This is a genomic window from Neptuniibacter sp. QD34_54 (assembly GCF_047778055.1).
Classification (GTDB): Bacteria; Pseudomonadota; Gammaproteobacteria; order Pseudomonadales; family Balneatricaceae; genus Neptuniibacter.
Map to the genome: position 1 here is coordinate 2908425 of NZ_CP180546.1, position 18727 is coordinate 2927151.

Annotated in this window: 15 protein-coding genes; all 15 read right to left on the reverse strand. The window is 44.9% G+C overall.

Translation table 11 applies throughout. The features are described from left to right. Window positions 1-125: 125 nt before the first annotated feature. The 15 genes from ACMXYP_RS13235 to ACMXYP_RS13305 all read right to left on the reverse strand — a co-directional run bounded on the left by ACMXYP_RS13235 (window position 126) and on the right by ACMXYP_RS13305 (window position 18722). Window positions 126-545 (reverse strand): hypothetical protein, encoded by a 420-nt coding sequence (locus ACMXYP_RS13235; RefSeq protein ID WP_415882111.1) that lies wholly within the window; start codon window positions 543-545, stop codon window positions 126-128. Further along, entirely contained in the window at window positions 545-7042 is a 6498-nt protein-coding gene (locus ACMXYP_RS13240; protein WP_415882112.1) for an RHS repeat-associated core domain-containing protein, read from the reverse strand. The genes ACMXYP_RS13235 and ACMXYP_RS13240 overlap by 1 nt, the downstream gene beginning before the upstream one ends. 152 nt (window positions 7043-7194) lie before the next feature. After that, on the reverse strand, window positions 7195-7722 hold the full coding sequence (locus ACMXYP_RS13245; protein WP_415882113.1) for a hypothetical protein: 528 nt from the start codon (window positions 7720-7722) through the stop codon (window positions 7195-7197). Between the two features lie 237 nt (window positions 7723-7959). After that, window positions 7960-8406, reverse strand: a complete 447-nt coding sequence (locus ACMXYP_RS13250) for a hypothetical protein (RefSeq protein WP_415882114.1) — start codon at window positions 8404-8406, stop codon at window positions 7960-7962. Next, the gene (gene gspL / locus ACMXYP_RS13255) at window positions 8387-9520 is read right to left on the reverse strand and encodes a type II secretion system protein GspL (protein ID WP_415882115.1); all 1134 of its coding nucleotides are present in this window, start codon (window positions 9518-9520) and stop codon (window positions 8387-8389) included. The genes ACMXYP_RS13250 and gspL overlap by 20 nt, the downstream gene beginning before the upstream one ends. Next, entirely contained in the window at window positions 9513-10487 is a 975-nt protein-coding gene (gspK, locus tag ACMXYP_RS13260; protein ID WP_415882116.1) for a type II secretion system minor pseudopilin GspK, read from the reverse strand. Before gspK ends, gspL begins: the two co-directional genes overlap by 8 nt. Next, a complete protein-coding gene (gspJ, locus tag ACMXYP_RS13265) occupies window positions 10484-11113 on the reverse strand; it encodes a type II secretion system minor pseudopilin GspJ (RefSeq protein WP_415882117.1) in 630 nt (209 codons plus the stop codon). The genes gspK and gspJ overlap by 4 nt, the downstream gene beginning before the upstream one ends. Further along, window positions 11100-11486, reverse strand: a complete 387-nt coding sequence (gene gspI, locus ACMXYP_RS13270) for a type II secretion system minor pseudopilin GspI (RefSeq protein ID WP_415882118.1) — start codon at window positions 11484-11486, stop codon at window positions 11100-11102. The genes gspJ and gspI overlap by 14 nt, the downstream gene beginning before the upstream one ends. Beyond that, complete coding sequence (locus tag ACMXYP_RS13275) at window positions 11473-11922, reverse strand: prepilin-type N-terminal cleavage/methylation domain-containing protein (RefSeq protein WP_415882119.1); 450 nt, start codon at window positions 11920-11922, stop codon at window positions 11473-11475. Before ACMXYP_RS13275 ends, gspI begins: the two co-directional genes overlap by 14 nt. Next, on the reverse strand, window positions 11909-12343 hold the full coding sequence (gspG, locus tag ACMXYP_RS13280; protein WP_415882120.1) for a type II secretion system major pseudopilin GspG: 435 nt from the start codon (window positions 12341-12343) through the stop codon (window positions 11909-11911). Before gspG ends, ACMXYP_RS13275 begins: the two co-directional genes overlap by 14 nt. A 15-nt stretch (window positions 12344-12358) precedes the next feature. After that, window positions 12359-13567 (reverse strand): type II secretion system inner membrane protein GspF, encoded by a 1209-nt coding sequence (gspF, locus tag ACMXYP_RS13285; RefSeq protein ID WP_415882121.1) that lies wholly within the window; start codon window positions 13565-13567, stop codon window positions 12359-12361. Beyond that, entirely contained in the window at window positions 13567-15033 is a 1467-nt protein-coding gene (gspE, locus tag ACMXYP_RS13290) for a type II secretion system ATPase GspE (RefSeq protein WP_415882122.1), read from the reverse strand. The genes gspF and gspE overlap by 1 nt, the downstream gene beginning before the upstream one ends. A gap of 14 nt (window positions 15034-15047) precedes the next feature. Next, on the reverse strand, window positions 15048-17009 hold the full coding sequence (gene gspD, locus ACMXYP_RS13295) for a type II secretion system secretin GspD (protein ID WP_415882123.1): 1962 nt from the start codon (window positions 17007-17009) through the stop codon (window positions 15048-15050). 14 nt (window positions 17010-17023) lie between these two features. Then, window positions 17024-17860, reverse strand: a complete 837-nt coding sequence (locus tag ACMXYP_RS13300; protein ID WP_415882124.1) for a type II secretion system protein N — start codon at window positions 17858-17860, stop codon at window positions 17024-17026. A 508-nt stretch (window positions 17861-18368) separates the two neighbouring features. Continuing rightward, a complete protein-coding gene (locus ACMXYP_RS13305; RefSeq protein ID WP_415882125.1) occupies window positions 18369-18722 on the reverse strand; it encodes a hypothetical protein in 354 nt (117 codons plus the stop codon). Between the last annotated feature and the right edge of the window lie 5 nt (window positions 18723-18727).

The following is an 18727-nucleotide window of genomic DNA, read 5'->3' on the forward strand; positions in this document are numbered from 1 at the left end:
TCAGCAAAAGCGATTGTAGAAAACATCGAGGCAGCAATTAAAAATAACTTTTTACTCATTTAAACAATCCTTGGATTAGATTCTGATGGAGTCAATTTTTTACTCTGACCCCAAATATCCGCCAATTATCTCAAAGATCCCTCACATAACATTTGCAAAAGGCTTTTATCAGTATCTTTATCACCAACGTGATAAAGAGAATAATCAAATCCAAACTTAGATATAATCGTATGCTTTACGTAATTTGTTGATACTTGCATAACATGCAGCCCACATACAGAAAAATCATGATACGTGCCTGGCAACTCCTTTAAGCCTTCCTTCTCTGTCTCAGTATAATTCCCTATCAACACTGTGCTATAACAATCTTGTTGAGAACATTCTCCTGACAAGTCAATCTTCAAGCCACTAACGTTTGGCATATCTTGAGGTAATACAATTTCCCACTGTGAAAATGTGATGGTTTTTCCAAACACATTAATAACTGAGTCCGCTCTCAGCTCAAGGCTAAAAGCAACGACAACGACTATTAACATTTTTTTCATCATTGTGAACTTAAAACTGTGTCTGCTACGTTATAAAGAGTTATACCTACTCTCGATACACCTAAGGCTCCTAAAGCCTGATTAGCCATTGCCTGTGTGAGGCCTTTACCAGTCCCGGCAATACTACTCCATGTATCAAATAAAGCACTTTTCCTGTATTTAACTTCTAAAGCTAATACCGCTCCATCCCTCATAATCTTATTTTGCGAAAACAAAGTGGAATCAGGTTCACCTGTTATCAAACGATGTAAAGTATTTTGCTCATTGGCTGAAAGGCTGTCGACTCTCAAGTCAGAATATAATTTAAATTTTTCATTCAACAACGAAAGTGAGGCGACTGCTCCATACTCAGCACTATGAATGCCAGCAAGCTTTTCGGCTTCAGATATTTCTTCTAGCTTTTTGAGCATTGCATCAAATTTTCTTTCTTTAGCTACTTCATTAAACAAATACTGTATAGCAGAGGTCATAGCACCATTACCAAACTTACCCCCACCTAATACAGACGCGGTACCACCTACCATAGCCATAGCTACCGCACCTTTGAAATAATTACCATCAGCCCACGTTTTCACATGACCAGAAATACTTTTAGCAAATGCCGAACTGATAAAACCACTCGCAAACTTACCGCCTTGCAGCTTACTCGATACACCGCCAACTACACCATGCGCCATAGCCTTACCAAAGGTTTCTAGCTTATCTAAGCCTCCAATATAACCTGCAGCAGCACCTGTAAGCCCCCCGATTATACTCGCTTTGATATCCCCTCCTGAGGACACAAACCCTCCGGCAAAACCACCGATGGCTCCACCAATAATCGTTGATTCAAAAGCTGCTATAGCCCAACCACCTACAAAGACACCTACGGCAATCCCTGCAACCATACGGAAAACTTGGTTTTCAAAAACACTCTTAGCTAATTTGATGAAACCATCAAAAATACCACCAATTGCCTTAAACAAACCCTTAAAGAAATACCCGCTTGGATCAGCGTATTTCATTGGGTTGTTCATTACATAACTATAACGGTTATAACTCTGCGTATTATGCGGCGACTGGATATGCGGATCCGCACTCAAGAACCTACCCAAGGTCGGATCATAAACCCGCCCGTTCATATGGATCAGGTCCATTTCGTCGATATGCTCATGACCCGTAAAGCCACGGTTAGTGAACACAGGAATCAGGTTGATACCCACTTCCGCTTCACGCCAGTTGCTTTGACGACGGCTACCGAACGGATCGAAGCTCATGCGTTCAACCACATTGCCGACGCCATCGGTAATCGCATCAACACTGCCGAGGTTATCTTTGTGCATATAGCGGGTCTGAACCGGAATGGCAGAACCATTGTGGTCTAGACCAGAGACATGAACAGCAACCAATGAGCTACCGGCATAGATAAACTGTTTGTGGGTAACTTCCTGACCTTTGGTGATCAGTTCGTACAGTTTATCTAGGTAAAGTGTTTTCGTACCATCGCTACCCTCTTTTAGGTAACGGGCACGGTCCGGCGCATAGGTGAAGTTAACGGTTTTACCGTCTTTCGCCATCGTGACCGGTTTGTTAAAGCTACTCCAGGTTAAGGTACGACCCGCACCGCTGGTCATATTACCGTTGGCATCGTAGCTGTATGTGTTACCGCCAGCAGCAGTTACCGCATGTGGACGGTGGCTATTGTACTGGTAGTCACCTACATCCGATTTATGGGTGATATTACCCAAGGTATCGTAAGCGTAGGTTTTGGTTTCCGTTAGGTTCTCACCCACCGTAGTACTGACGACTGTAGACGTTTTTAGACGGTCCAGTGCATCGTAAGTGAAACTTTCTTCCACTTCTGCAACGAGGTCTGCACGTTGAGTAACGTTGTTTAGCTCATCGTACTGGTATTCCAGATCACGCAGTTTAGCGAAGTTAGCAAACGCCGTTTGTTGACGTAACAACAGACCATTGGATGGGTCGTAGTTGTACACCGAGCTTAGGCCATTACCGTGCAGTTCACGGGCCAAACGACCTTCAGCATCACGCTCTTTCGCTTGCCAGAAAGTGACGTAGTTTTGGTCCTGAATCAGCGACTGGTAGTCGTTGTAGTATTCATCGTTGCTACCTGGTGCCCAGTAACCTGCCAATAGCGCTTCACGGTAAGCCGTTTCCGCTACATTCAACAGGATATCGCTGGCATCCATCAGTGCCTGCACATCCATCAACAATAGCTGTGCCGCTTCATCCACTTCGGCCGCAATGGCAGTGAGGTTATCGATCGCCTGACCGTTCAATACCAGCAGTTCTAGTGCACCATCACTGTTATCGTCGGTGATATGCACTTTACCGTTGGTCGCGACTAAGCTGTTCTCCAGAGTTTTATCTGAGAAGCTGGTTGCAACGGTGGCTAGCTTAGCGCCATCGATTTTTAGGATGTAGTAGCTTGGCAGTAGGATCGGTGTAACCACATCACCGTGGATTAAGATAATACGCTCACTCTCGGTGCGGCTATCTTCCAATTTAAGGTATTGCGAACCATCGAGGCCTTCAAGCAGGGTAAAGCTATCACCGGCATTAAAGGCCACCGGTAAATTCGGTAGGTCTGCCGCTTGGGTGCTATCTAGCTGATCGCGGTAAGCGTTTGCTGCCGCAATAAAACCATCGGCGACTAACAGGGTGTTATAGGCTTCTGCCTGAAGTTCTTGGGCATCACGGATCGCGGTTTCTAGCAGTGTTTCTAAATGAGTAACCGTGTAATCATCAATCTGACCACGTAGACCGCGCACCGCTTGAAGGTAACCTTCTGCGGTGTATAGGTTCTCTGTCACAAAGCCTTGTGGACGTACCAGTTTCTTAAGACGACTGTATTGGTCGTACTCGGTACTGATGGTTAAGACTTTGCTATCCGCTTCGGTCGTTGCATCTTGCAGACGGCCTAAAGAGTCGTAAACAAAGGTTTTTTGGTAGCCATCGGCCCCAGTTACTTTGGCAAGTTTGCCGATACCATTGGCAGCAGTATCGTACAGCCAAGTGCTAATGCCTTCTGGCTCAGTACGTTGCGTCATACGACCCAATACGTCGTATTGCATCTCGCTGATCTGACCTTTAGCGTCGGTCTGTTTGATCAGTTCGCCATAACCGTTGTAGTCGTAACTCCAGACACCCATATCTGGGTCGTTCATGCTGGTCTTACGGCCTAGTAGGTCATACTCGATAGTAACGACGTTGCCTGCACTGTCCGTGGTTTGGATCAGGTTACCTAGGGCATCGTATTGATAACTGATGCTGGCGCCTTCCGGCTCCTGCACAGAGATCACTTTACCTAGGGCATTGGTAATAGTGGTTTTAGCATGACCTTTGGCATTAATCGCAACAGTCGTCAGGCCGTTGTACTGAGTAGAAACAGCGCTAATGGTACCGTTGACACCCGGTTCTTCCGCTTTAATTAAGCGGCCCATATCATCAAAGGTACTTGTTGCCCAGTAAAGCTGCAGGGCATCGGCGTAGTAAGCACGGCTGACTTTTTCAACTTGACCTAGGCTATTGTATACCGTGTCTTTATACACCGGCTGAGCGTTAAAACCGATGGTGACCGTACGTAGTTTACGGTTAAGGCTGTCGTAATATACTTCTGCGGGCGCACTACCGTCTGTTTGACTGACCACACAGTAAGTCGCACCTGCAGGAGCGTGGGCACATTGACCACTACCGATCCAGTGGCGAGTTACGGTAGAGGTCGTACCGTCTGCACGAATCTCTTTGGTTTGGTTACCAAAGCTATCGTATTCCCAAGTGGTGGTGAGGCCATTAGGACCGGTTTGACTGGTCAATACGCCGTAACGGCCATCGGTGACTTTACTGTCGCTATGACCCAATGCGTTACTGCTACTAATTGGGAACTGACCGTTGGCATCGAACTGCGTGCTGGCACTACGAGCAACAGTTTCACTCGCAGCCGTTGTTGATACCGCGGTTTTGTTACCGTAATCGTCGTAGGTTGTGGTGGTCGCCACTTCCATAGTCGTACCCGGCTCGATAATCTCTTTGGTCAAGAATCCGGTTGTAGGGTCATACTCAAACGCAGAGTTACGGACTTTAGTAGAGCCATCCGCATGTTCATGGGTTACCGATACTTTCTTTAGACGGCCTAAGTGCCATTTAGCGGTATCGTTATCGTAGGTGTTTACGGTTATTTTGCTGTAGGCTTCACCTCCAGCAGTAGTTATTTCTTTGATCCAACCTACGTTACCGGAACCATCATACTGAGCGTTTTGTATATTCTTGGTACTAACCAAAGAACCATCACGCTCATAACTTTGTTCTACACTGTCTGTAATATAAGGTGCAAAGACTCTTCCATTATGGCTAGTCAGAGATGCATGCTGACTTTCTGCTTTGTTGATCAAAGTTCCATCAGCAAGGAAGGTCTCAGTTTTAGTGACCATACCAACATAGGGGAAGCTTTGATTGTATTCGGTACGAACTTTAGTGCCGGTACTTTGATCGGTTTCTTCTATCCAAGCAAAACCCAAGTAACCACGGCCTAATTCGTTAACCTTAGCGCCACCGTATTGGTAAGTGGTCTCGCGCGTACCACCTACGCCGTTATCAGATGTAACCGTTTTAACGAGGTAGGTGCCGCGTAGTTCCTTCTCAGGGTAGCTATTACTCTCGTTCTGGTTTGGGTAAACACTGCTATCTAGGATAGAAGCATAAGCCCAAGACGTTGTAGTGTTATTGGTGATCGATGTCACCATATCTAACTTGGTTTTAGAATGATTAGCGTAGGCGCTTACACTGGTAAAGTACGAGAAACCGTCTTTGGAGCCCAAGAAAATATGCCCTGAACTAGGTGCCAAATCAGGGATACCATCATTGTTAATGTCTTTGATATGGAGAGTTTTACCGTTTTGTACAATTCTAACAGGATTGGTAAAACCATTTGGGTAGGTGTCATAACAACTCCCCTGTGGGTAAGCGCCATAAATGTTCCACCCACTTGAACCGTCACGGCCTGTTTTTTGTGGCGTAAGTCCACCATTTGACTTGCCTATCGCTATTTTTGGGGTATCGCATGTCAACAAATCGAGTGATACTAAATAAGCATCATCGTATCCATCGCCATTAAAATCATAAGCCCCTTGTTTACGCCAGCCATAAAGTGCTTCTGAGCTGTATTTCGTGAAGCCTAAACCTGTAGAAAAATAGTTAGCACTGCTTGAAAAGCTAAGATCGGTTAAACCATCGCCATTATAGTCACCTAATGCCACCTCAGGCATAGAATATACTGTAACTGTTGGTGACCATGGATATTGTTGATATGGCGTTCCGACTTTAGGAATGTTGCTAATTACTAATGATTCAGGTGCCGTACCTGAAGCATTTTGATATCGAACATAGAGTTTTGCCTTAGATTCTCCTGCACTGGCAATACGATATTCATCCTTGATACCGTCACCGTTAAAATCTATGGCGTATGAATCTTTTTTACTATTCGTAATCGGCTTAAATTTATCCCAGCCTATAGTGGTTTCAGGTAAACAACTGCCATCTGCCGCGCATAGTTTCAGTGCGGTTAGTTTATCCGGCCGGTCTGTTTGCGCTTCGAAAGTAAAAGTCCAGTTTTGAACCGCTTGGTTATTAGCAAAGGTTTCAATTTTACTTAAACGTTTACTACTCTTCAGTTTTGAACCTGCTAGCGTAGTCGCAGGCAGATCACTGATATCGGAATAGCTGAACTCAACCTTGTTCTGGCCATTAGGGCCATAAGAGATGTAGTCCGGTACAAACTCGGAGTTGGCATTAATCTCAGTGTATTTGAAATTGATACTATTGCCGCTGACCGAGGTATCGCTAATTTTGTTAACCGCATAGTTAAGTACGGTCGATTTTCCTTGCGCCTCTATACGAGAGTCCGCAGTATTACCGAACTCCATAATCTGACCGGCTTTGGTCCAAACCTTAAACCATGCAGGGCCATTACCGGCACTGCCATACGAAACAATTTTACTAAAGGTCTCAACTTCCGTACGGTATTCAGTGCCATCCTGACCATTCGTACCTGAAACTGGGATTAAACGCTTACCATCAAGGCAGTAATTATCTGAATTATCTAACTTAACTTTACGATTCTTACCATCTTGCGCCAACGTTGAACCACAGCGATGCACTAGGGAAACGCCAGTTAAATTCCACCCCATACCTAGCAAACCATTGCCTGTCTGACTGCTGTAATTTAGGGAGAACATTGGTTCCATACCAGCCACACCCGGTGGAACGGCGATCGGAATGCTGTATCTAGCAGCACCATCACTAATATCTAATTTACCATCGATATAACCCACAGCATCGGTTGATGCTGGTGTAGCCAATGCAGGTTGTAGGGCTGCGGCGGTTAATAGCGCACCAATGCTGACGCTCTTTAATAGAGACGTAGCTGCTGTAGGCTTTTGGGGCTCAGCGATAGATTTAACTACATTTGAGCTGGGTAGTCTTTTAGACAGCGTAGGCATGGCAATTCCTTTGCGGTACGTTTTTTGGTTTTAAATGGTTTGGTTTAAACGTTCTGTTGGTTTGGCGGGGGTCAGAGTAAAACCCTGCTAAATTAACCTTTGCTAGCCACCAACTCTAAACCTATTGGTGGCAAGAGGCTTCGATCAGAGTTTTACTCTGACCCCGAAGAGCCTGCTGACCCCGAAGAGCCTGACCCCGCCGACCCCGTATCGGCAACGCGTTTTTGTAAGCGTTCGGTGCGCGCTTGAAGCTCGTCGAGCTCTTCACGAATCTGAAGGGTGCGTTGATCTGCAACGACTTGCGTATTTTCACGATCAGCACCTTGTGCGGCATCTAATTTAGCCACCAGCTGATTCAGCTCGTTGATACGTTGTTGACGCTCCTCAGCACCTGCTGAAAGCTTTTTAGCTTCTGCAAGCTGCGCTTCGATTGCTGCAGCTTGAGGTGTAGTAGAAGGTTTGGACTGTTGCGTTGAAGCGGTGTCTGAACGCGGCGGTTCTGGAAGTTGACCAGGCGCTACCGTAAAGGCATCACGACCTGAATGATATTCGGTCTTAAGCGGTGCTTCTTGGAAAGGATTAAAAAGAAATAAAATCAGCGCCAACGCTACGACAGCAGCAGCGATTATGTAGGCACGATTAGAGGAGATAAAACTATCTGATCCCTGATTTAACGACATTGTACAGTCCGTGACAATATAAAAGGTTTGAGCAATTTAAGCACAGAATGGGGTCGGGGTAAACTTAAATGATAATAGTTGTTATTAGTCGAATGCGGTTAGTCCGGAGTCCGAATGGGGTCAGAGTATGCGATTGGGGTCAGAGTAAAACCCTATTAAACAACTCGTTACCAACCACCAGCTCATAACCAACTGATGGCTAGCAGCTTCTGACATAGTTTTACTCTGACCCCAGACCTACAATCGAGTAAAAACCACCGCCCCTTGAACAAATCCCTCTTGCTCTAGCTTCGATAAATCAAGCTGTTCTATAACGATCAAAGCGCGCTGGAACATCGGGATACTCGACATCAGTTTATTAAAATCTACTTTGTTAAATTCGACTCTAATCACACCCGGTGCGCTTTCTTTCATCGCATCAGGCCTTAAGCCTCGACGATTAAAAATCTGCCTTAACTCTTGGTCTGTTAATAAACCAGAGCTTTGCTTACTCACGGCCGGATAACGATTTATCTCTGCATTGATCTTTTCTATATCTACAAGCTGCTCTTCTAAGCCAGCTGATTGCGCCCTTAACTTGGATAGTTGGGTATATTGCATAAGCATGACCACAGCTAACAACACTGGCGCAAGAATAAGCCCCCGCATCCAAAGGGGCAGGCCTTTACCAAGCAAGCGATACATGATGCTCCTCCCCTTGCTGAGTTTGCTGCAGTCGCATGCCATTCTCTGGTTCAAATGACTCGATCTTGTTGCCACTATGAATTAACGTGAGAAGTTGCTCACGATTGGAGTAGCGAAAAGATCTAATCGTGCCAGTAGCATTGCCCCCTATCTGCTGCCCCAATAGATTTAATCCTTGAAGAAGCGCACTAGGTTGAGCCGCTTGTTTACGTTGTAGCAAAGCCTGCTGTAACTGAAAGTTAGGATCCACTTTCCGAGCGTCTGGCAACACCTGCTTAAACATCTGATCAATACGTTCACTCTGGGCTGTGATCTGTTGCTGTAAACGCCTCTGTTCCACAAAACCAAAAGCGACGTTAATTATCATAACCGTCGTTAATAAACAGGCGGCGATGGCAAACATTTTTTGCATTTTAATATCGCCGGCTTGCTTTTTTTTCTGCTGCGGGACCAGGCTATCAATCCATTTGCCTTGCCACTCGGGTGGGACTGAAAGATCAATATCGACCGGTGCGCTTTCTGTACTGGTCTCAAGCACTGTTTTGATAAATTCAGTCGGGCCAGAAGCATTTAACGTCCCGGAAAGTAAGCAACGCTCACCTAATTGGGCAGATTGTGGCTCGCTGTAAAAACCATTGGGGTTGTATTCCCATAACAGACTGTAATCGGGCCTTAATAGGTCTATATGGAGATTAGATTCCTGTAAAAAGTGCATCCAGCGTTGTAGCCAACGGCTGTTACACACCCACACTGCATAATGATCAGCTTGGCCGGTTACCTTTAGCAAAGGGAAAAAGCTCACGTCATCTAAAGGCTCGGTAATTAGAGGTTCAATTTGGTAAGGAATGGACTTAATCGCCTCACGGCTTTTTTTAGGTAGATGGACCCAATACGTCGGGCAAGCCTCTCCTGGAAGGTATAATCTCACTTCTGCTTGAGGATACGTTTGCAGTGCCAGACGGAGCTCTTCAACGCCAGTGATGACTCCGCTATCAGATTTGCTACCCCCTTTACCCCCTTTACCCCCTTTACCCCCTTGGGCAAATAGGTACCATTGCCCTGAAAGGTCTTCATTCGGGTACGGGGAACTTATACAGACGACCAGTCTATCCATCCTTGTTTACTCGCTTGTAGATTTTAGCCTGACGGCTATCCAGCCTGATAAAGATACGACGCTGCTTAACACTTCGCCCATAACTAACTTTTAAATCAGCTTTAAAGAAATTCGATTGCAAACCAAAAGGCATCGCGGTTATTTTGGCCCTATCCTCTTCAGCAAACTGACTGAAAAAATCATCTAATGAAAGATAACCCTCTTCGGGCCGTTGCAACAGTATGCTTTCTGCTGTCGATTTATCCACGATACCTAAGCTATAAGCGGCTAGTACGTTGGGATTCTGCAGCGTATTTACATTGATTTTATTGCCAGAACCTATAGGCAAAACACAGGTACTACCTGTTATCTTGCTTTTCGCATCTGCAGATATATCCAGCAATAAAAGATCGTCCATACCCATCAATGGCGCATCCGCTACAACTTGACCTATACCCGATTGATCTTCTTTACCATACGGCCCTGATACCGCCGAGTTTGGGTCTACCCAATCTTTTATCTGCTCAATCAATTTTCGCTGATCCGTAAGGTTGACCTCATCCAGATCCAACAGATTTCTAAGACGAGAGACTTCTTCGGACTCAAGCCCTTTACCCGCTCGTTCTTCTACCTGATCAGCAATCAGGTTTAAATTAAAACAGCTTCGCATATCAGTGATTGAGATCTGAATTCCCCCTCTATCAACGGGGAAGCTACTAGGTTGTGCCCAAGCCTGTTGTAGGTTAACCGTCGGTTCAGTGGTTAAAGGCTTGAGCAGTAATAAAACGCGTTGTTCAGCAGCACTAAGATAACGGTTGGCCTGTACGCTGTTATTAAAATTTTGGGTTAGATAGATACCCAACTGGGTTTGTTCCGACACTGCTACCGCAGTAATCGAGACCAAACTGGCCACAATCAATACCAGAATCAAGGCTGCACCCGACTGTCGATCTACGCGCTTAACCGAAGCTCTAAGGTATGAATTCACAAGCCAACCTCAGATACAGGCAACTGAACCAGTTTTTCAATATGCCCTAAGGTAACATGCTCAAACTGAATTTTAACCGCCTCAGGGAGGGGTACTGCTTGGTTAGCAGACACCGTAGTTCGCAACTGTTCCTGCCATTGCCCCTGATAGAAAAAGTTTATTTTTACATCTGTAACAGGTGAAATCAGAGTCGCTGACCGCCAATCACCCTCTTTATAACCATCTATGACCGGATTTACTTCACGAATAAGCCGCTGTTCTTCGACACGATATCGAACCAAACTGGGTTTCGTGCCTCTTTCAAAATCCCCTGCTTTTACAAATTGAATAAGGTACCGATAGTGCCCATCAGTGGTACTGAGCGGATCAACTCGTTGAAAGCCATTACCTACAGGCGCTTTATAATTGCGCTGTGCAATTTGGGTAAAATCCTGTTCTAAGATCACCAGCCCTGTCTGCAATCCAATTAAGGCTTCATTTCGGGTCTCTAGTTTGTCTGCACTGTTTAAGGATTGATTGAGAATAAGCGTGGTTATAGCGCCCACAGCAGAGAAAAGTGTAATCGCGATAAGCAGTTCTAATAAAGTTAACCCTGACTGCCGAGTGTGCGGACTAAGGTGTGACATGACTAAAAAAACCTGTCAGCGCGTAACTTCGCTCCGAGTCTTGTGATTCGGATTGACGCTGCACCTCTATATCCACCCTAAACAATCCAGTCTGGGTCGTTTCCTCAACTCGCCCTTCCCATACAAACAGGTGATTACCCATTTTAGCTTCGCCCGAATCTTTAGTTAGACGCAGTTGCGGGGGCGCTATAGCATATTCAACCAGCCGATTTTCCGCTAATAGGTTGGCCATAAACTGAGTTTCTAATCGCGGCTGAATCAGCAGTGCCTGATTGTGAATTCTCATTAAAGCCACAAGGGCAACCGCAATAATTGCCATCGCCACCAGAACTTCGATCAATGTCATGCCTGATTGCTGCCTAGCTTGAAACATCAAACACACCGTTCCCTGAGCTTACAATACACTGCTCGCTATTATCCTTTGCTAAACAGAGTTCAAACTCAGTCACTAACCCTTCAGGAACACACTTAATAGCGGGAAACTGCTCTGCCAATTCGGTATAGGGCTCTTTATAGGTAATCTGTCTTTGTTGCTGCACTTTGAATGACTTTTCTACCTGCCATTCCTCCTGAATAAACTGCAGCAGTACAGAACGATCATTTTCAATAGAAACACCGTAAGGCAAGCCTGAGATAATTGCGTTATTTCTACACGCCTTAAGCAGCCCAACACTACGATTAACTTCTGCAGCTAATGATCTTTCCTGACTTGGGATGGATAACACGACAACGGTGACGATAATGCTCATCAACGTCAGCGAAACCAACAACTCTAAAAGGGTAAACCCTTTTTCCTTACCAGTTGCCAATATCTTGCGCCTGACCTTCACCACCTAACTGCCCGTCTGCTCCAAGGGAAAAGACATCATATTTACCGTGTTTCCCTGGTGACAGATACTGATAAGGGTTCCCCCAAGGGTCGGCTGGTAAACGTTTGATATAGCCGCCTTCGGTATAATTTTTCAGCGTCTTACCCGCAGGTTTATTCACTAAAGCTTCCAAACCTTCGTCTGTTGTGGGAAAGCTAAAGTTATCCACTTTATACATATCGATAGCCTGCTCTAACACCGCCAAATCAGCATGTACCTTTTTCACCATGCCTTTATCTTGAGTACCTAACACATTCGGTGCTACCACTGCTGCCAACAAACCTAAAATCACCAACACAACCATGATCTCTAGGAGTGTAAATCCGTTTTCGCGTTTTCTAAGCTGGGTCTTAGCTTGCATATCTGTCCTTCGCCTTTACATCAACGTCATATTATTAAGTTCTAAAATTGGAAGGAGTATCGCGAGTACAATCGCGAGTACGCATCCGCCCATAATCAATATCAATAGGGGTTCAAAGAGTGTGAGTGCCATTTTTATGCGCTCTTCTAATGTCCCTTCCATCATCACTGCAGCACGCTTGAATGATGATGCTAATTCTCCACTTTTTTCACCGTTCTCAACTAAACAACGAAACATTGGAGGTGCTTCTGTCGTATCGAACGCTTTAGCGATGGAAGCACCCTGTTTTACTTGTTCATGAATATCACTTAGCTGATCGCGTAAAACTCGGTTCTCTATTACCTGTGTCGCTACTTTCAATGCATCTAATAGGTTGATACCACTGGATAAAAGAATGGCCAAAGTACGAGATAAACGCGCAAAGGCGATCAACGTTAGATAGCGCCGAAGAATTGGTAAGCGCAAAAATAAGCTATCTATTTTGTAACGCACACTTTCATATTTTAAACACCACCCCAATAGAACAAGACCGAGTGCGATAACAGCCAAAATGGCCATCCAATAATCGTTTAAGAATCTACTCACAACGATTAAAAACTCTGTCAGCGCCGGTAAGGTTTGGCCGGCATGGTTAAATTGATCGACAATTTTAGGGACCACATAAGACATCAACACAAAGATAACGCCTACAGCGACCAAGGTTAAAATGGCCGGATAAGCCAATGCCATGCGAATACTGCTTTTAAGGGCACGGCTACTTTCCAAATAGTCAGCCAATCTTTCCAAAACAGCAGATAGAGCTCCTGATTGCTCACCGGCAGCCACCATAGAACGATATAACCGAGAAAAAACCGCCGGTTGCTGTGCCATAGCATCAGATAAAGAGTGGCCTTCCATAAGCAAAGACCGTAAGCCTAAGGCGCAACGTTTAACTCTGATATGACTTTGTTGAGAGGAGAGTGCCAACAAGGCTTCGTCGATTGGGATGCCCGCTTCCAACAAAACGGCAAACTGACGAGTAAATTCAGTTAATTCCAGATGATTTAAGCTACTCCGATGCAGAGTAATGCCTTTTACAGCTTTAATTTTCCCGAGCGCTATTGTGACAGGATATAACCCCTGTTCACGAATCAGTTGCCGTGCATGGCGTTCGGAATCTGCCTGAATAACGCCACGCTCTTTATCTCCAGTAGGGTTAATCGCAACATAATCAAACGCTGCCATTACAAACTCCTAACCGTACGGAGCACTTCGGTTAAATCAGTAACCCCAGCTTTAACCAAGTTTATCGCTTGAGCCTGTAAGGTAGCCTGCTCTTTGTTTAATAGGTTACGCAGTTGTTCTTCCGGTTGATCATGATGCAATAAGCGCGCAGTTTGGTCATCCAACACCAACAACTCGTATATCCCCTGACGGCCGGAATAACCGCTATGACCACAATGATTACATCCTTCTGCTTTGTAGGCATTAAACCCGTCCACACCATCAAAGCCCAAACTCTCTAGATCGTCTTTGGCGTATTTAACTTCGGTACGACAATGAGTGCACAATTTACGCACCAATCGCTGAGCTAAAACCCCGCGAAGCGATGAAGCGATCAGATATGGCTCAACCCCTATATCTAATAAACGGGTCACTGCGCTCGGTGCGTCATTGGTATGCAAGGTGGAAAGGACCATATGCCCCGTTAAACTGGCCTGTACTGCAATTTGAGCCGTTTCAATATCGCGAATTTCACCGACCATCACAACATCAGGGTCTTGACGCAGCATCGCTCTCAAGCCACCAGCAAAACTCATCCCAGTTTTACTATTTACTTGGGTCTGCCCTATGCCTTGTAGCTCATACTCGATCGGATCTTCCACCGTTAGGATATTACGGCTGCTCTCATTTAACAGGGAAAGGCCAGCATAAAGTGTTGTCGTTTTACCCGAGCCTGTTGGTCCTGTTACTAGCAATATCCCATTAGGCTGTTGTAATAGCCGAGACAATGGTTTTTGTATTGCCTGAGGGACGCCAAGGTGGTCAAAGTCCAGCTGTACACTTTTCTGATCGAGAATACGCATCACCACCCTCTCGCCATAAGAGGTAGGTAGTGTTGAGACGCGGACATCAACCGGACGACCGGCAATTCGAACGGTAATACGACCATCCTGCGGAATACGCTTTTCAGCAATATCCAGCTTCGCCATCACTTTAATACGTGAGATTAATAGAGGAGCCAAACGACGATCAGGGGTCAAAACCTCCTGTAAAACACCATCCTGACGCAACCTAATCGAAACACTTTGTTCATAGGTTTCAACATGTATATCAGATGCTTTACGCTTTAATGCCTCAGCAAAGAGACCATTAATCAATCTAACGACCGGCGCGTTTTGCTCTTGTTCGAGTAGATCTTCATGCTCAGGTAGCTCATCGAGCAACTGGCTGAGATTAACATCATCTACAGAGACCAAATCCAACTCTAAGGCGGTACTATCGTCAGCAAAAAAGCGCTCCGCTTTATTGAGTAACTGTGTATTTTCGATCTGCTCAAGGTGCAGACGATCCCCGAGTGTTGCTCTTTGGATCTCCAAAATCACTTCGGGCTTAGTTTGATCGGTATAAAACAACGAGCGCTCGCCTGCATCTGACACCGGCAGAAGCAGTACTTGATGTTCTTTTACATAGGCAAATGATAAATCCATCCTTGATCTACCTATTACATATCGCCAATCACATCAGATCGAGTCGGGCCAAACGCCCCCCATTCAGGCAGCACAGGCGCTTTCCGATCAGACATCAGGTTGATGCCTTTAGCCCCCATCATGAGCTGCTCAGCTTTGATATAGCGGTATTTATCCTGAGTTACCGTCTCAACTAGCTGGCTATCGCGCAAAATAGTCGGGCGAATAAAGACCATGAGGTTACGCTTACGATGCTGCGTTTTATCAGACTTAAAAGCGCGCCCTAAACCTGGGATATCGCCTAACACCGGAACTTTTGAGGAGCTTTCTTGAACATCATCATCAATCAAACCACCAAGAACGATAGTCTGGCCATCATCCACCAATACCGTGGTTTTAATCACACGTTTATTGGTAATAATATCTGAAGCGGATAAACCGCTGAGGGAAGATACTTCCTGCTCTATGGCTAACTGAACCGCATCACCATCGTTAATCTGAGGTGTAACTTTTAGCTGCACACCAATATCTTCACGGGTGATGGTTTGGAAAGGGTTATCGTTATTACTGCCAGCCGTCGAGCCGGTAATGATCGGTACCTCTTGCCCGACATGAATCATCGCTTCCTGGTTATCCATTGTCAGCAATGAGGGCGTAGAAAGAACATTAGAATCTGAATCAGCAGCAAGAGCATTCAGGAGGACACCAAAACTAACGCCGCCGGAATTATATCCTATACCCAATGTAGCTCCTTGACCGGAAAAGGCATCGGCTTTGTCGCTATCACTGCCTGTCAGCAACGCATTAGTAACATTAACGATACCACTATTGCTGTTACTGAAATTCACAGAACCTACAGGGATACTGCTATTTTGATCGTTCCCTTGGAATAACCACTGCACACCTAAATCTTTAGCTTTACTCTCAGCGATCTCAACAATAATGGCTTCAACTAAAACCTGTGCTCGGCGGATATCAAGCTTTTGAATAACCCCTTCCAACGTTTGAATCATCACAGGGCTACCAGACAAAATCAGTGAGTTTGTCTGGTCATGCGCTTCAATATTGATCTGATTATTACTGGCGAGGTTAGACTCTTTGCCGCCAGATTGAGAATCGACCATCGAGTCTCGCACGGTACCCAAAATACCAACCAACTCAGAAGCCTTAGCATATTTTAGGTAAACCACTTTAGTGTTCGCACTGGTCTCAACCTCTTGATCGAGATCTTTGATCACCTTTCTTAGGTAAGCACGCACATTTGCATCGCCACGTAATAACAAGCTATTCGTACGAATATCTGCCACGACACTAGGCGCTGAAATGCCACTATCTTTACCCTGTTTCATTTGGCTAATAAAACGCGTCAAAATACGCTCCATTTCAGCGGCAGCGGCATTTTCGAGTTTTACGACATCTAAAGTTTGCGTATCGGTCTGATCGACTCGAGAGATAATCTCTAGTAAGCGCCTTACATTGGATTCTTTGTCGGTAATCAACAGGATGTTAGATTCGGCATAAGGTGCGACTACACCCGTTTGTTTGTTAATCAGTGGATTAAGGATCGGAACTAACTTAGTCACATCAACATTATCAACCTGCACCACACGGGTAATGATACGTTCACTACGTTGAGGGCTACCTTTGGAATCAACATCGAGCCCTTCCAACTTCGCCCCTTGAGCTGGAATAACCTTCATAATGCCATTGCCCAAATCGACTAAGGCGTAGCCATTCACCCCTAATTGAACAAGGAATGTTTCAAATAGCTCATTCCGACTCAGTTCGCGGTGACTTCTAATATCAACTTTGCCCTTAACCCGTGAATCCACCACAATGGTTTTTTCGGTCAGTTTCGCAACGGTATCGATAAATTCCCTGATGTCTGCATCACGCATATCCAGTTGAAAACTTTCACTGGTAATGATCTCTTCTGACCAACTAGGCAACGATAGAAACAAGATAAGAAAAATAGAGAGAAGACGAGGCAGATGCATCCTTGTGCCTTTTACTAATTAATAACAAGTTCAATGTTATAAGGTTGATTGTTCCGTAACATCTCAAGTTTTACGTTGGTCTGCGAAGTCAATGCTTCGGCAAACGCTTGAGTGTCCATTTCTGATAGCGGGCTATTATTCACCGAAATAAGCTTATCTCCAAACTTAAACGGCATAATAGTGAAAAATCGAGGATCTTTACCCGGCAAGATACTTTGTCCTTGCGCAACTGTACTTTCAAACCTGACATAGTGATTCAAACGACTGGGGTTTTTCTTTACCTCAGCCAACACCTGCTGCATAAACCGTCGGCTCTGCTTGTCGGAAATAGTCACCACCACCCGATTATCAGAGCGAACTTCGACAATCTGTTCAGTTGGTTTTCTTTCCTCTACTTCTATAACTGTTTCCTGGCCCTCGCGTTCAAACACCACCCTATTTGATGAAATGCTTAACACACGCACCGTTTGGGTCATATTAAGAAAATCGCCCTCTTTAAGAGATTCAGAGATACCTGAATGGCGAAGCGTAACGATGGAGCTGCCCTGAGTTGCCGCTAACAGCCCCATGATCTCAACGTTTAACGGCGGTAGAGGTTTAGTAAGGTTCTTCGGTTTTACAGGCTTAATAACAGGAGAAGCATTTTGCACTTTCCCAAAAAGTGCCTGACGCTGGATACCAGAAGCCACCTGATCAGCAGAAACTGGTTTATTGGGAGTCGATGTAACAAGTTGTTCGGAAGAAAGCTCATACTTGGGAGAAAACAGGCTTATTCCTCTATACACAGCTAAAACCGAGACAAGCGCCACGATTAGCCAAAGAAGATAAACCAACAGCTGCTGAGACTTCATCCATCAAATCCATTTTGAGTTGGAACTACTAGTTCAAATTGCTAGCTGGCTATTGTGCCTGACAAACAGGGTCAGGGGCAAATGGGGACTGAGGTCGAGTGTGCGACTGGGGTCAGAGTAAAACCCCATTAAAGCTAAAAATTAGACCTGGCTAATTAAACAGCAATGATTACCCGACAAGCGTTTTACTCTGACCCCAAAAAATACTGACCCCAAAAAATAGAGTTGGAACTACTAGTTCAAATTGCTAGCTGGCTATTGTGCCTGACAAACAGGGGCAGGGGCAAATTGCGACTGTGCGACAGGGGTCAGAGTAAAACCCCATTACATAAACCAAAGCTAAAAATTAGACCTAACCAACTAAATAGCAATGATTACCCGACAAGCGTTTTACTCTGACCCCAAATATCAATAGCAATGATTACCCGACAAGCGTTTTACTCTGACCCCAAAAAATATACTCTGACCCTAAATATCCCTAAACATCCCTAAATATCCCTAAATATCTTTATTTTGTTTTGCTCAGATATTTCAAAACTTCTTCAACCCAATGATCGTACTTACTGATACTTGAATATCCATCAGGTTCTTTATAGTCCACTTTATATCTCTCAGCTATGGTATTTCTCAAAATCAACCAGCTATCATCTTCAATATAAAATCGTTCCCAACAAACCCCTCCAGACATGCCCGAATCAAATTCACCTTTTGAAAACAGATCATTTAATACTTCCACACTTGGAAAATATCCAGACTTTACAATGAGTAACATTAGGCTGGGAATTTGCTCCAGCAAATCCGCAGGTACATAACCAAGATCTTGCGGTATTTCCCCAAATGGAGCAATTTTAATATTTTTCATACCTT